Below are 14,661 nucleotides of genomic sequence, written 5' to 3'. Positions count from 1 at the left end.
ACAAAGGAGATGAAAAATGGAACGTTGGATCTGCACCATCTGCCAGTACGTTTACGACCCTGCCGAAGGTGATCCGGAACATGGTATTCCGGCCGGTACTTCCTTCGAATCGTTGCCGGATGACTGGCGCTGCCCATTGTGCGGCGTCGGCAAGGACATGTTCGAGAAGGAGTGATCCGAGAACCTTCGAAGGATCCAGAAGCCCCTGCACACTGCAGGGGCTTCTTTATTTTTTGGTATCGGCGGCCTTGATGATATCGATTCTGGGGTGGCCGGCTTCGATCTTGACCCGCCAGACCAGGCCGCAGGAACCGCACTCCTTGACCGGCGATTCTTCGGAGGTAAAGCCGTTGGAATGCATGTCAAGATCCACTGATGTCCTGTCTCCACAGTTTGGGCATTTCATAATGTTACTCCTTGTTGAGGTGAATCTTCTCTGATGTGGAGTCAGGCCAGTTCTGGCATGATGGCAACCATCGCCGCAAACAGCTCGTCCAGATCGGAACGGGTCATATCACCCATGTGAGCGATCCTGAAAGTCTGCCCTTTGATCTTGCCATAACCATCGTCAAAAGCGAAACCCGCCTCTCCCAATTGTTTCTTGAGTGAGGCCAGGTCTACGCCGCGAGTGTTGCGTGCACAGGTCAGGGTGAGGGACTGTGCGCCAGCCTGGGGAAACAGCTCGAATCCGCGGGAGGTCAGCCAGTCGCGCACGTAAGCCGCCAGGTCGCGGTGCCGTGCCCAGCGCTGTTCCAGCCCTTCCTCGAACATCCGCTCCAGTTGGCGGTCCATGGCATAAATCTGCGAAATGCAGGGGGTCGAGGGGGTATTGTGTTTATCGTCATTGGCGGCAAATTCGAGGAAGTCGAAGTAATATCCGCGTCCTTCAATGGCAGCGGCACGTTGCAGCGCCTTGTCGCTGGCAGTGAATACGGTCAGGCCCGGCGGAAGCGCAAAGGCTTTCTGGACGCCAAAAATGCAGCAGTCGATCCCCAGTTCATCCACGGGGAGTTTGAGGGCGCTCATGGATGAAACCGTATCGACAATGAACATGACCTCCGGGAACGTGCGCATCACGGCGGCGATCTCTGGCAAGGGGGACATGACGCCGGTGGATGTTTCATTGTGGATCAGAGTCATGCTGTCGTATTTGCCGGTGGAGAGCGCCTTTTCGACAGCTTCGGGCGTAACCGGCGTGCCCCAGTCGAACCGGAAGGCGTCTGCCTGTTTACCGCAACGCACTGTAACGTCATGCCATTTGTCGGAGAAGGCGCCATTGCAGAAGTTGGCGCAGCGGGTCCCGACCAAGTTGCGGACGGCACCTTCCATGACCCCGAAGGCGCTGGAGGTGGCCAGGAAAACCCTGTCGCTGGTGAAGAGCACCTTTTTAAGGCCGGTAGTGACCCGCTCGTGCAACTGAGCGTATTCCTTCATGCGGTGCCCGATCATGGGGGTGGCCATGGCTGCGAGTATCTCGGGGTGGACAGGGACGGGACCGGGAATGAACAATCTTTTCGACATACCTGCTCCTGCGGCTCGGGCTCTTAACTTACTGCCGTTGATAGTGTTTCTCAATCAGTGTTAAAAGCTAGCAAAAGGGCTATCTAAAGTCAAGATAGACTCCCTGAATGCTCCAAGCTGGCGGAATGTTTTCTGGTTTGGGGCAGGGACAGCTTTATAAGTCATCAAAAACACAGGAATAAAACGTCGTTAAATCTGTATGCTGTATTCAGTTTTACATTGCATTTCCACTCTCTCTTGTGTAGTTAGTACGTATCGATCGCATGCACACATGATCTGTTAATCTTTCTTTCAAGGAGGGAGTAGGTTTATGTTTGTGTTATTCCGTCGCACCCTGCCGCTTTTGTTCCTCGTTGTCCTCTGGGCCGGCCCGGCCCGTTCCGAACAGGGCATGGCCATCGACCCCGCCACCTGCCTTGGTTGTCATTCTGACAAGATCTCCGTTCAGGCCTTTGCCTCCTCTGTTCATGGCAAGAACGCCTGCACCAGCTGTCATGTGGACATCACCGATCTCCTCAAGCACATGAAGAAGGAGATCAAGGTCGAGAAAGTGCAGTGCGAGCGCTGTCACAAGAAGCAGAACTCCGAACACTTCGCCAGCATCCACGCCGAAAAAGGGGTCACCTGCGCGCAGTGCCACACCGACATCCATACTCACACCTACTGGAAAAACGACAAACGCATTGCGGTTGCCAAATGTATCCAGTGCCACGACAAGGAATCGGTATATCGGAAATCGGTTCATGGCAAAGGTGTTGCCGCGGGCAACATGGATTCGGCAGCCTGCCATGACTGCCACAACCTGCACGATATCAAGCCGCTGGGCGATCCAAACAGCCGCGCCAACCGCGAGTTTCATACCAAGGTGTGCATGAAGTGCCACAGCGACGAGAAGCTGATGGCCAAGAACAAGGTCACCACCGTGGCGGTCAAATCCTACATGGAAAGCTACCACGGCAAGAACTATCGCCTCGGTTTCCCTGAGAAGGTGGCCGGATGCGCTGACTGCCACACGGCCCATTCGGTGCTTCCCAAAGCAGACCCCCAGTCCAGCGTCAATCCGAATAATCTGACCAAGGTCTGCGGCCGCTGTCACGCCAATGCGAGCGGGCTGTTCACCAAGTTCTACGCCCACGGCGAAATGACCGACCGGGAAAAATACCCGATCCTGTACTACACCTTTATCAGCATGACCGGGCTGCTGGTCAGTACCTTCGCCGTTTTCTGGGTCCACACCCTGTTGTGGATGTTCCGCGGTTTCGTGGAGAACAGGGAGAAAGCAGCACTCCTGCAAAGGGGCGAACATCATCATGTCATGCCCGATGCCCATAAGCAGTACCGCCGTTTCAACCGGATCCACATCTTCCTGCACTTCCTGGTGATCACCAGTTTCCTGGGACTCTCGCTGACCGGTCTGCCGCTCAAATTCGCCGGACAGCCATGGGCGGTGGCCATGATGAAGATGTATGGCGGTTCGGCCAATGCCGGCCTGATCCACCGTATCTGCGCCGGAATTACCTTCGTCTATTTCGGTTCTGCGCTGGCCATGAGCATTCACTTCCTCTTCATCAGGAAAGACATCCCGGGCAACTTCCTGCAGCGGCTGTTCGGCCCTGATTCACTCTGTCCGAACCTCCGCGATATCAAGGACGTGATCGGCATGGTCAAGTGGTTCCTCTTCAAAGGACCGAAACCGACCTTCGAGCGCTGGACCTATTGGGAGAAATTCGACTTCATCGCGGTCTTCTGGGGTATGTTTGCCATCGGAGGATCCGGCCTGATGCTCTGGTTCCCCGAATTCTTCGGCCTCTTCCTGCCTGGCTGGGCCTTTAACGTGGCCACCATCATCCACTCGGACGAAGCGCTTCTGGCGACAGGGTTCATATTCTCGGTCCATTTCTTCAACACCCATGGAAGGCCCGAGAAGTTCCCGATGGATTTCGTCATCTTCAACGGCCAGATCGGCAAGGAAGAGATGATCGAGGAGCGTGGCGATCAGTGGAAGCGTTATGAAGAGGCCGGCATCACCGAGCAGTTCGCCTGCCGTAAAACCAGCGGGGTCATCTATGACTTCTTCCTGAAGGGCTTCGGCTTCACGGCCGTAGCGATCGGCCTGGGGCTGCTGGCTCTGATGATCATGGCCTTCCTGAGCGGCGGCGGGCACTGACAATCCACAGCAGTGAAAACCTTGGGGGGGCTTGTGAGCCCCCCCTTTTTTTTGTGGAATTTCGGGAATATAACGATTGAAAGTGGCTTGTCTTGTTACGGCGTTTGCCTTCTTTTTGATGCATGGAATTGCATACTCAACCCATCCCTTCCGAAGATGACACCAGAGGGACCGCTGCCTGGGACGGCAGCTCCGGTTCCTCTTCTCTTTCTACCGCATGTTTCGGCCATTTGCCCAGGGCAACCGATTCGATGGCCGCAGTCAGTCCGAATGAGAACACGCTCAGCACCAGCGGGAGTCCATGGGCACCGATAAGGTCGGACAGGAAGACCTTGAGCCCCCCTGTAATGGTGACCAGAACGGCGATGTTCCGGATCTCCCGGTTAGCCCGCAGGTAGGCGAACAGCATCAATCCCGCCGCCGAAAGATTGATCAGTACTGACTCCCCGCACCGGAAGGCCTCGTGTCGCGCGTCTGCTGCGAGCAGGTGCACGCCGTGATACATGCCGATTCGCATGGCATAATAACCGCACAGCAATGCAGCAACGAGGAGCAGCGCGGCACTGCGGTCCTTGTCGTCAATACTGGAAAAGAATATATGACCGGCGGGCGGAGGATTCCGGCGGCACCACTGGTACTGGTACAGGATGACGATGGCGAGCAAACCGGCTGGAAGTATGTTGATGAGATCGGTCGCGGCGGCACCTTCGCCGCGGAGCATTATCACGAGTGCGGTGCAGCTGTAGATATGAAACAGGTAGGTGCACAGCCTGACCCCGCCGTTTTTCCATACACGTGACATGACCGCCAGGAAAATGGCTACGAGTGAGATGGCTGCCAGCGAAAGGGTAAACATGCCCGTGGCGGCCGGAAGTGCCAGTGCCAACAGTATTCCGCCGGCAAAGGCGAAGGAACCGGTTCCCGGAGCACCCATAACATTTCGTCGCGCCAGCCAGAAGGATAGGGCCAGATGAGCGATGGCCGCAATGATTCCGATTATCCCGACTATTCGTTTTCCAGGCGCCTCGATCGCATGGTATGCCACGGTAAATGCCCAGGCGGCGTTGAGTATAGGAAGCATGAGGTCGAATCGCGAGGTCTTTGACGATTTGCTGCGAATGATGCCGAGCAGGCCGAGAACCGGGAAGGTCAGGGCAAAGACGGTCAGAACCGGGAGGAACCAGGCGACTGCCAGATCCGGTGTAGGAGTCTCCCCCTGACTCAATCCCTGACCAAGCCGTAATCCCCAGAGCAGGAGCATGAGCATGGTGACCACGAGCGTGGTCCAGCGCAGCCATGAACATTGCTTCAGGCCGGCGGCATAATACCCCATGACATTTGCAGTGATGAGTACCATGCAGAGATACGGGAAATAGGGGTGGGGGTAGTCTATGGCGGCCCCTCCCAGGGCCATGCCGAGAATGCCGACCGAAATGGGGGTGAAGACGTTGAACCGCCGGCTGATGTATGCCGTGCCGATGCCGGTGCCGATCAGGGCCAGATAGGCAGGCACCAGTGGAAGCGACTGGAAATGCGTGTGGGTCTCGACCACGATGACCGGCATCAGCAGTGCGCCGCAGGCGGTGAGTACCGGCGCCAGGGGACTGCTTCTGCCATACTTGTAGTAGCCGAAGGCGATCAGTCCGGCGGCATAGAACATGCCGAGGCTGACCCCGGCCGATCTGGCGATCAGGCCGCTGTCGGTGATGGTGCGCAGGATGAGTGCCACCACCAGCATGAAGCACAGGGTTGAGAGGCGCGGCAGAAGAGCAGCGCGACGAACCCATGACAGAACCTCCTCCGAAAAATCGGGTGACTCTTCGTCGGAATGTAGTGTGCTGGTCGTCGCCGGGGGGTGAGAATCCGGTGACGCGGTTTTGGCCGCCTCACCCGATCCTGTCCGCTCGGTCATGGCCTCCAGCTGGCGTTCCAGAGCCCGTATCCGGGCGGAAAGTTCGTCGACCTTTTCTTCAGGGGTTTCCGCTGTATGAGACATGCGCACCTCCCGGCGGACAGGCCCGCAAGGACGGGCCTGCAGCTCGATTGTGACTCAGGTCATCTGATGACACTCCAGTCCTGGATATTTGGATTTCTCCCGAGGATCCATCAGTGGGAATCCTTTACACCGAATACCGGCAGGATTCTGGTGATCGTGTAAAATAGTACAAAGGGGGTCGCGGCCACCATCAGTGCGCCCATCAGCCCCTCTTTGAAGGTCTCCAGGTCATCGGGCCACAGCGGCAGTTTGTACTCCATGAATCCGGCAAAAGACCCCGAAAATGCCTGGCCTCCGATGACCACGTTCCAGCGCATCATGAAGATGCCGACCAGACAGAGGGCGCAGCCGACAGCGGCCCGCCTGACCGTGAGCCCCGGTACGAGGAAGAGGAGGAAGGGGATCAGGTTGCCCATGCCGTACTGAAGTACGAAGATCTTGACGAAGTCCTTTTCATAAATCACCCGCCGCAGGATGTCCCACGACCTGACTGCCGTATAGCCCCTGAAGATCAGATCCAGCAGCTCCAGCGTAATCGCCAGCACCAGGAACATGACCAGGTACTTTGCGGTTGTCTTCACCACGTGCAGTTCAACACTCCCCAATTCTTCGGGAGAGGGATGTTGCTCCTTGGGGTAGGTCTTGCGATTGTAGGCGGCGATCAGCTTGCGAATTTCCATGGTCAGGATGTAGGTCAGCAGGCATAAGGCAATGCCGGAGACCACGGCGGAGCAGATGAAGATGACCGGCATCAGCGGTGTCATCCAAAGGGCATTGGCCTTGACCGACCCGAAGATGAAGCCCGCATAACCATGAAGGAAGCAGGCCACCGGGATTCCCACGCCAGCCAGTATGGTCACTGCACGCTCATCCTTGTTCAGGGCTTCGGGGCTCAGGTCCATGGCCCCCATGGACAGGACCGAATAGATGGTCAACTTCAGCCATTCGGCCGATGTCTTTTCGCCCTTGGCACGCAATTCCAGAACGCTTTCCACGATGAACCGCCGGTAGACAAACCAGATCTCCGAGGCCACGATCAGGCCATAGGTGGTGAAGACAATGCCGAAGGCAGCGATGGCGGAGGTGAAATGCGGGGTCATCATGACGTTGATGCCCCGCAGGGGCTGCTGCAGGTGCAGCATGAGCGGCATCATCGCCACCGGCAGCAGCGCCAGCGAAAAGACCAGCGAGAAGCGTGCGATGTCCTTTAGCTGCTTCAGGCCGAAGACGTGGTAGAGAGAAGAGAGCACGAACGCACCGGCCACGAGACCGGTCATAAACGGGTACATCACGATCTGGATCGACCAGTAGATATACTCGTTGGGGTAGACGAAAAATTCCTTCAGGGTCCAGACCTCGCCGTGTCCCATGCTATTTCACCTCCTTGGATAATCCCAGGTAGAACACCTGTGGCTTGGTGCCGTACTCCTCTTTGAGCACGCTGACCCGTTCGGTCATTATGATCCTTGTGACCGGATCATCCGGGTCCTTCAAGTTGCCAACGCTGCGGGCGCCGAATGGGCAGGCGTCGACGCAGGCGGTTTTCATCCCCTGTGAGATGCGGTGGTAGCAAAAGTTGCACTTCTCGGCCACGTGGTGGACCGGGTGAAAGAAGCGGACGCTGTAGGGGCACCCCATGATGCAGTAGCCACAGCCGATGCACCACGTACGGTCGATCAGAACCACACCATCCTCGGTCTGGTACGTGGCCCCCACCGGGCAGACCTGCACGCAGGGGGGATTTTCACACTGGTTGCACAACTTGGGGACAAAAAAAGCCTTGGTTACCTCCTGGGGGGGGATTTCATGCATACCGTGATGGTTCTGGTCGATCTTCGGGGACGTGAAGCCGTCGCGGGCTCCCTTGGGGGAGTCGATGTAGGTCTTGCCGTCCCGGGTGACGACGTAGCGCTCCACCCAGGTTCTAGTGACATTGGCATCGTACGGAACTTCGTTTTCGATCTTGCAGGCCTTGACGCAGAAGCCGCATCCGACGCACTTGCGGGTGTCCACCAGAAAACCCCAGCGAGTTTTGTTGCCTGTCTCTTTCTCGGCCTGAAGGGTGCGGGGATCGAATATCTCCAGAGCGGCCAGCGGCAGCATCAGCCCTCCGACGGCGATGATGGCACGTTTGCAGAATTGGCGGCGATTGATCATGATCTGGCCTCCCGCTTCTGATTCATCGGTTTTGGATTATGGGACAAGTGGCACATGACGCATTCCGCCTGGGGGTAGTGTTTCTCCGGGTCGATCCCCGGAATATCACCCCTGCCGCCGGTCATGTACGGGATGTGGGCGTGGCAGCGGACACACAGCCCTCTGCTGCGGTCGACAGTCAGGCCCGGCGGATCTTTGGGGTGCTCATATCTGGGGCCGTGGCAGTTTTCGCAGCTGATGATGCTGTGGCCCGATTTCGAGATTTCCTCGTACTTGTCCCGATGACAGTCACGGCACCCCTTGTCAGTCTTGTACTTGATCCTGACCCCTTTCCACTCTGCCTCATTGGACTTGCGGTGCCAGCCGTACATGTATCCCCGCTCGTAGATGCCGAAATCAACAGGGACCAACAGCTTCCTCACAAAAAGGATGAACCCCACCAAGGCCAGGGCAACGTACAACGGACGCAAAACATGATTTTTCAATCTCCCCACCCCCTTAACAGGTTGATTCGCCACCGGTGCTGCAAGCAATGATTTGATAAATAAAACAATGTTAAATTAATAGTGACGATGTTGGTTTGTCAATTAAAAATTCAGAGGTACTCACTTATTTATACAATAATTCAGGCCTGTTGTCCTTGTGTATATTTAATAAGCTGTTTTGTAGAAAGGAGTTATATGGGAATTAGGTAGAGTGGGTCGGAGGTTGGAGCAATTGAGGGTTGGGATTCCAAAGCCTCAATTAAATGTCGAAATTTTCCCTGAGCTATGCGGTTTAATTTGGGTTGCAAAAGGCCCTATGGCATGATAAAAGACTTCGTTTGCAAAAGGGAGATGGGGAGCTTAAGCGTCGGTTCCCTCGTGCAAAATAATCGGTATGGTTTGGAGGAGCAATGAGTAAGGCGAAGAGAGGTATTTTCAAGTATTACATGAATCCGATCAGTCTGATCGGCATGCTGATTTCCGCGGTTTCGGCCCTGGTGATCGTTCTTGTGCTGGCCCTGCAGGCTTTCATGGGTGTGGAGAACCCGTACCTTGAAATGTTTACCTATCTGGCGCTGCCCGGCGGCATTATTTTGGGCGGCGTGCTGACGTATCTGGGAGCCTGGCGGGTGCGCAAGCAGGAGCGCATGCATCCGGACGTGGAGCTGCCTCCGCTGCCCCGTTTGGACTTTAACGACCCCCAGAAACTGCGCCTTACCGTTTTCTTTGCCTTTGCAACGGTGGTATTTTTCGCCGTTATCGGTGTCGCTTCCATCAAGGGGTTTGAGTTCACCGAATCTCCGACCTTCTGCGGCGAACTGTGCCATACGGTGATGCAGCCGGAATACACCGCCTGGAAGAATTCTCCCCACGCCAATGTCAAGTGCGTCGAATGCCACGTTGGTCCCGGCGCCGCCTGGTATGTCAAAGCCAAGATCTCCGGTATGCGCCAACTCTGGGCCGTCGCCACCCACTCATGGCCGACCCCGATCCACACCCCGATCGAGAACCTGCGCCCGTCCCGCGGCACCTGCGAACACTGTCACTGGCCGCAGAAATTCTATGCCGGACGGCAGAAGATCTTCTATCACTACGCACCCAACGAGACCAATACCCCGCGTGAAATCGACATGCTGATCAAGATCGGCGGGACGCCGAAGACCCCGAATGCCATGGGAATTCACTGGCACATCGGGCGTGAGGTACATTTCATTGCCGGCGATAAGCAGCGGCTTACCATCCCTTATGTTGCCGTCAAAGGCGCAGATGGAAAAATTACCGAGTATATGGATTCGAGCAAGCCGTTGACCCGCGAGGAGATCGGCAAGGCTGAAAAGCGGCTGATGGACTGTACCGATTGCCACAACAAGCCGACCCATATCTATTATTCGCCGGGCGAGGAAATGGACCGGAATTTCGCATCCAATACCATCGACCGCAGTCTCCCCTTTGTGAAGAAGGTAGCGGTGGAGTTGCTTGAGAAGCCCTACACCTCGACCGAGGAAGCGGTAAAGGCCATCGATGCCGGTATCAAGGATTATTACGCCAAGAATTATCCTGAGGTAGCCTCTAAAAAGGCTGATGCCATCGCTCAGGCCTCGGAGCGTATCCAGGCGATCTACAAGCGCAATTACTTCCCGAAGATGAAGGTGAAATGGAACACCTATCCCAACCATATCGGCCACTTCTACACGCCTGGTTGCTTCCGTTGCCATGACGGCAAACACAAGTCTCCGGAAGGCAGGGTCATTTCCAAGGACTGCAAGCTTTGCCACGATGTCCTGAAACAGACCCAGGAAAACATTCCGGCAGGACAGAAGGTGACCGATTTCGTCCATCCGGTCGACATTGGCGATGAATTGTTCAAGACGAACTGCAGTGAGTGCCACTCTGCCGGTGGGCACGACGTGGCGGGCGGGGGCAAGCACTAAGTCCCACCTGTGTGGCTGAAGTAAAAGAGCCCCCGGAGAAATCTCCGGGGGCTCTTGTTTTATATGTCTGAAATCGGTTGCTACCGCGCTTGTCTGAAAAGAATTTCGCGCGCTGGGCTCTGCCCCGGCGTCCGGGTATATGGACGCCGGTTTTATAGCTCCTCGAAATCCCCCTCCTCCAGGGCCTTTTCCTCTTCGGCTTCCTCTGCCGGATCATCAGGATCAGCGCTGTCGTCACCAAGAGACTTCAGAAATTTTTCGTTGTCCCGGATGGTACTACGCACTTCGGCAAGCAGTTTCTCGAGATCGTCGGTGACGGCCGTCATGCCACGCTCCTTTACGGAAGCAGCGATTCGAGGTAGCGCTCGGCGTCCAATGCCGCCATGCATCCCGTCCCGGCAGAGGTGATCGCCTGGCGGTACATGAAATCCTGTACGTCACCGGCAGCGAATACTCCCGGCACACTGGTGGCGGTAGCGCTGTCCTCCTCGCCACCGCAGCGGGTTCGGATGTAACCGTTTTCCATATCAAGCTGGCCCTCGAACATGGTCGTGTTGGGAGTGTGGCCGATGGCAATGAACACGCCGTGTACCGGAATTTCCTTGGTCGATCCGCTGGTATGACGGATGCGGATACCGGTAACGCCGTTGGCGTCGCCGATCACTTCATCGAGAACATGGAGCCACTCGATGCTCACGTTGCCTTTTTTTGTCCGCTCGATGAGACGGTCGGACAGGATCTTTTCGGAACGGAACTGGTTGCGGCGATGGACCACCGTGACATGGCTGGCAATATTGGAAAGGTAGAGTGCTTCCTCAACGGCGGTACTGCCCCCTCCTATGACAGCCACTTCCTTGCCGCGATAGAAGAAGCCGTCGCAGGTGGCGCAGGCCGAAACGCCCTTGCCCTTGAAGGCATGTTCGGAAGGCAGCCCCAGATATTTGGCCGAGGCCCCGGTAGCGATAATCAATGCGTCGCAGCTGTAGGATGAGGAATCGCCTTCCAGCAGGAAAGGGCGGCGATTCAGGTCCACGGCCTTAATGGAATCATGGATCATCTGCGTGTCGAAGCGCTCGGCATGCAGCCGCATGCGTTCCATCAGGTCTGGCCCGAGAACGCCGGCATGGTCACCCGGCCAATTGTCTACCTCGGTGGTGGTGGTCAGTTGTCCCCCTGGCTGCAGACCGGTGATGACAACGGGGTTCAGATTGGCCCGCGCAGCATAGATGGCGGCCGTATAGCCGGCTGGTCCGGCACCCATGATGATTAGCCTGTGATGTACTGGTTCCATGTAATCCTCCGCTCGAATAATGCCCGAATGTAGCAGCAAACGTGCCGGTTGCCAAGTCGTTATGGTGCTCCCATTTGACCTGCACAGGCCACTTTGGTAGTATGGCGGGCATCTTCACAAGGAGCGGAGCTGACATGCAACTGTACGAACTAATCCTGGAGGCCCATGAACGCCTTAAAAAACGCATCCGTCGCACGGAGCTGATCCATTCCCACTACTACAGTGAGAAACTGGGAGCGCCTCTGCTTTTCAAGTGTGAAAACCTGCAGCGAACCGGCTCCTTCAAGATCAGGGGCGCCCTTAATTTCATGACTGCCCAGTCCAGGGAGGCCTTGAAGCATGGCGTAATTACCGCTTCTGCGGGAAATCATGCCCAAGGGGTGGCATTCTCGGCGGACCTGCTGGGGGTGAAGGCGAGCATCTACATGCCTGAGATCACCCCACCGCAAAAGGTGCAATCGACCAGAGACTACGGGGCCGAAGTCGTGTTGACCGGCAGGAATTTCGACGAGGCCTGCCAGGCAGCCTTGCAGGCCCAACATTCGACTGGTGCCCTGTTCGTACACCCTTTCGACGACCCGCTTGTAATGGCCGGACAAGGTACGATTGCCCTGGAGATTCTGGAAGACCTGCCCGATCTCAAGAACCTGATTGTTCCGGTAGGCGGCGGCGGGCTGATTGCCGGCATCGCTGCAGCGGTGCGAGTCATTGCGCCTCATGTGCGGATAATAGGTGTCGAGTCGATGGCAGCGCCATCCATGTCGGCTTCATTTAAGGCCGGAAAGCCATGCGAAACTCCGGTCAGCGTGACATTGGCCGACGGCATTGCGGTAAAGCGACCGGGAGCGTTGACTGTTCCGGTGATACGAGGATCGGTAGATGAGATTGTGCTGGTTGAAGAAGAGGAGATAGCGCAGGCGATTGTTTCTTTGCTGGAAAAGACGAAACTCCTGGTGGAGGGGGCTGGCGCGGTGCCGCTGGCAGCCGTTCTGCATGACCGGATTCAGGGATTGTCCGGCAAGACGGTGTGCCTGTTGTCCGGCGGCAATATCGATGTCAAGACCATTGCCCTGGTCGTTGAGCGTGGTCTGCTGGCCGCCGGTCGCTACTTGAAGCTGTCGATAGAGCTGGACGACCTTCCCGGAGCGCTGGCCACGCTGTCGGCTGATATCGCCGCCACGCGGGCCAATATCTTCCTGATCAACCATGACCGCAGGTCGAAATCTCTCCCCCTGGGCAGGACGGATGTGTCACTGGAATTGGAGACACGGGGCTACGAGCACATCCGCGAAATAGTGCAGGAACTGGAGAGGAAGGGGTACAGCCTTAAGGTCGAGTGAATTTCGTTATTCCGGTTTGGTTCGCAGGCCTGCGGCGAGATTGAAATTGATGTCTACGACGATGGACAGCTTTTCGCGGTCAGGAACAGCCATGACCTCGAAGAGTCGCTTGTCGATGAAGATGCTGAGATTGAGGATGTCTTGCCTGATGTTCCTGGGGAGGGGGTTCTCCGGATCGGACAATTCAGCCTGGAAAAAGCTCCAGACCTTCTGGTTGAATTTGATGGCTTCCATCAATTTTTGATGCATATCGGGTGCATCCCAATTGTCCTGTACCTGCTTCAGCATCAGGCCGGCGCGGCTCAGAACCGAGGCCTCCAACTCGCGGCCGGACAAGTTCTCTTTCTGCATGGTATTGTAGGTATTCAGAGCGTGTTGTTGCATAACCTTTGGTGCTCCTTAAGCACGAAATACAAATTTCGCCAACCATAGTAACGTCTTCGGCAAGAAAAGCAAGACCATTTTATGATGGCATCAGAATGGGCTTCCGCTAAAGCCGTTGATCTCATCGGCATCCGGATCCATTGCATCGCCATTAGCATCCGTGCCGTTGAACTTGAACACAAGATGAGAAGGGTCAATGGTTCCGTCGACCACAGTGGTTCCCGCCGGAATGGTTGTTCCGGCCGCAACGGGCTGACCGTTCACAAAGACGGCCCTGTTGTAGACCGTATCATTGGTAAGGATCGAGGAATGCTGGTTCAGTGTGAATACCAAGCGAGCTTCTCTGTTGACCGGATCGTACGTAACCATCTTGGGCAGGACGGGGATTGCAACGTCGGTAGACCTGTAAATGCCGTTGTTGTACAGCCCTCCCGTCCCTCCAGAAGCCTTTGAAATTACCCAATTGGCTATATTTTTCACAGAATCGGCATCCATGTCGCTGTTGAATGCAATCTTCACCGAAAAGTCCATGCTTGTGCCGGCCATGTTCAATTTTGTCGCATCAAGAAGGGCAAGGGACATGGTGGGTAATGCCATCGGCAATGTGGTGCCCGATTGATTGATATAGGAAATGCCCGGTTTCGTAAGTGTATTGGTAAGATTCATGGCAGCAAGCCGGGCATCGGAGGTGCTGATCTTGTTCAGCAGATCGACCTGTTTCTTGGCATTTGTCGTATCCCCGGTTGCGGCATAGGCCATTCCCAACTCGGAAAGTGCGGGGACAAAATTTTTTTTCAGTGAAATTGCCTTTTTCAGAACACTGATCGCATCGCTGGAGCGTCCCTGGCCGTTCAATGCCATTCCCAAGGCATAGTAACCGTTGCCGTCCTTAGGCTCGAGCTTGATGACCTTGCGGAATTGTTTTTCGGCATCAACGTAGTCCTTCCGTTGTGCCTGTAACTGCCCCAGGATATAGTATGCCGGAGTATGCTGGTCATTTTCCTTTACGGCGTTCTGCAGGGTTTTTTCTGCGTCCGCGGGCTTCTTCAAATCGATGTAGAGATTGGCAAGATCGGTGTAAACCTGATCCTGTGTTTTATCGACCTTGAGCGACAGGGTCAGGGACTTTACTGCATCCTGCCGTTTTCCCTGCTCTCTCTGGGCATATCCAAGATAGGTGTAGGCCTGCGGCATAGCAGGATTCAAGGCCGACGCCTGTTTGAAGGCCCGTTCGGCCAGAGCGTACTTTTTCTGAGAGTAGTAAGTGATGCCTGCGGAAAGGGCGGAATTGGCAACACCCTCACGGACGCTTTCCTGGAGCGAGAGTGCAGTGAACGCATCGGTTCCGCCAGTTGTCCAGCCGGTTGCCATGGTATTAACCTCCTGATT

At 55.9% G+C, this 14,661-nt stretch carries 14 protein-coding genes; 4 read left to right on the top strand and 10 right to left on the bottom strand.

Going from position 1 to position 14,661, the window contains the following annotated elements; all coding sequences use genetic code 11:
• The first annotated feature begins 16 nt into the window (after window positions 1-16).
• The gene (rd, locus tag GSVR_RS21450) at window positions 17-175 is read left to right on the top strand and encodes a rubredoxin (RefSeq protein WP_173197713.1); all 159 of its coding nucleotides are present in this window, start codon (window positions 17-19) and stop codon (window positions 173-175) included.
• A gap of 51 nt (window positions 176-226) precedes the next feature.
• On the opposite strand, the gene GSVR_RS21445 is transcribed toward rd, so the two are convergent.
• Both GSVR_RS21445 and GSVR_RS21440 read right to left on the bottom strand, forming a co-directional pair.
• Window positions 227-406: a hypothetical protein gene (locus GSVR_RS21445; RefSeq protein ID WP_173197711.1), complete on the bottom strand. Its 180-nt coding sequence runs from the start codon at window positions 404-406 to the stop codon at window positions 227-229.
• Window positions 407-447: 41 nt separating this feature from the next.
• A complete protein-coding gene (locus GSVR_RS21440) occupies window positions 448-1,521 on the bottom strand; it encodes an alanine--glyoxylate aminotransferase family protein (protein ID WP_173197709.1) in 1,074 nt (357 codons plus the stop codon).
• Between the two features lie 310 nt (window positions 1,522-1,831).
• Between GSVR_RS21440 and GSVR_RS21435 the strand changes: the two genes are divergently transcribed.
• Window positions 1,832-3,688: a cytochrome c3 family protein gene (locus GSVR_RS21435; RefSeq protein ID WP_173197707.1), complete on the top strand. Its 1,857-nt coding sequence runs from the start codon at window positions 1,832-1,834 to the stop codon at window positions 3,686-3,688.
• A 136-nt stretch (window positions 3,689-3,824) separates the two neighbouring features.
• Here the strand turns inward: GSVR_RS21435 and GSVR_RS21430 are convergent, their stop codons facing one another.
• From GSVR_RS21430 to GSVR_RS21415, 4 genes are all read right to left on the bottom strand, one after another.
• The gene (locus GSVR_RS21430) at window positions 3,825-5,684 is read right to left on the bottom strand and encodes a DUF2339 domain-containing protein (RefSeq protein WP_173197705.1); all 1,860 of its coding nucleotides are present in this window, start codon (window positions 5,682-5,684) and stop codon (window positions 3,825-3,827) included.
• Between the two features lie 110 nt (window positions 5,685-5,794).
• Window positions 5,795-7,054: an NrfD/PsrC family molybdoenzyme membrane anchor subunit gene (nrfD, locus tag GSVR_RS21425; RefSeq protein ID WP_173197703.1), complete on the bottom strand. Its 1,260-nt coding sequence runs from the start codon at window positions 7,052-7,054 to the stop codon at window positions 5,795-5,797.
• 1 nt (window position 7,055) lies between these two features.
• Complete coding sequence (locus tag GSVR_RS21420; RefSeq protein ID WP_173197701.1) at window positions 7,056-7,841, bottom strand: 4Fe-4S dicluster domain-containing protein; 786 nt, start codon at window positions 7,839-7,841, stop codon at window positions 7,056-7,058.
• Window positions 7,838-8,326, bottom strand: coding sequence for a cytochrome c3 family protein (locus GSVR_RS21415; protein ID WP_173197699.1), 489 nt, complete (start codon window positions 8,324-8,326; stop codon window positions 7,838-7,840). Before GSVR_RS21415 ends, GSVR_RS21420 begins: the two co-directional genes overlap by 4 nt.
• 410 nt (window positions 8,327-8,736) lie before the next feature.
• Between GSVR_RS21415 and GSVR_RS21410 the strand changes: the two genes are divergently transcribed.
• Window positions 8,737-10,257, top strand: coding sequence for a NapC/NirT family cytochrome c (locus GSVR_RS21410; RefSeq protein WP_173197697.1), 1,521 nt, complete (start codon window positions 8,737-8,739; stop codon window positions 10,255-10,257).
• A gap of 152 nt (window positions 10,258-10,409) precedes the next feature.
• Here GSVR_RS21410 and GSVR_RS21405 read toward each other — a convergent pair whose 3' ends face one another.
• Window positions 10,410-10,583, bottom strand: coding sequence for a hypothetical protein (locus GSVR_RS21405; protein ID WP_173197695.1), 174 nt, complete (start codon window positions 10,581-10,583; stop codon window positions 10,410-10,412).
• Between the two features lie 11 nt (window positions 10,584-10,594).
• The gene (trxB, locus tag GSVR_RS21400) at window positions 10,595-11,548 is read right to left on the bottom strand and encodes a thioredoxin-disulfide reductase (protein ID WP_173197693.1); all 954 of its coding nucleotides are present in this window, start codon (window positions 11,546-11,548) and stop codon (window positions 10,595-10,597) included.
• 134 nt (window positions 11,549-11,682) lie between these two features.
• Between trxB and ilvA the strand changes: the two genes are divergently transcribed.
• On the top strand, window positions 11,683-12,888 hold the full coding sequence (ilvA, locus tag GSVR_RS21395) for a threonine ammonia-lyase (protein ID WP_173197691.1): 1,206 nt from the start codon (window positions 11,683-11,685) through the stop codon (window positions 12,886-12,888).
• 6 nt (window positions 12,889-12,894) lie between these two features.
• Here the strand turns inward: ilvA and flaF are convergent, their stop codons facing one another.
• Both flaF and GSVR_RS21385 read right to left on the bottom strand, forming a co-directional pair.
• Window positions 12,895-13,272 (bottom strand): flagellar biosynthesis regulator FlaF, encoded by a 378-nt coding sequence (gene flaF, locus GSVR_RS21390; RefSeq protein ID WP_173197689.1) that lies wholly within the window; start codon window positions 13,270-13,272, stop codon window positions 12,895-12,897.
• Between the two features lie 90 nt (window positions 13,273-13,362).
• Window positions 13,363-14,643: a tetratricopeptide repeat protein gene (locus tag GSVR_RS21385; RefSeq protein ID WP_173197687.1), complete on the bottom strand. Its 1,281-nt coding sequence runs from the start codon at window positions 14,641-14,643 to the stop codon at window positions 13,363-13,365.
• Window positions 14,644-14,661: the final 18 nt, after the last annotated feature.

The sequence above is a fragment of the Geobacter sp. SVR genome (assembly GCF_016865365.1).
Taxonomy (GTDB): domain Bacteria; phylum Desulfobacterota; class Desulfuromonadia; order Geobacterales; family Pseudopelobacteraceae; genus Pelotalea.
The sequence above is the reverse complement of the archived record's forward strand: the minus strand, read 5'-3'. Positions and strand labels throughout refer to the sequence as shown.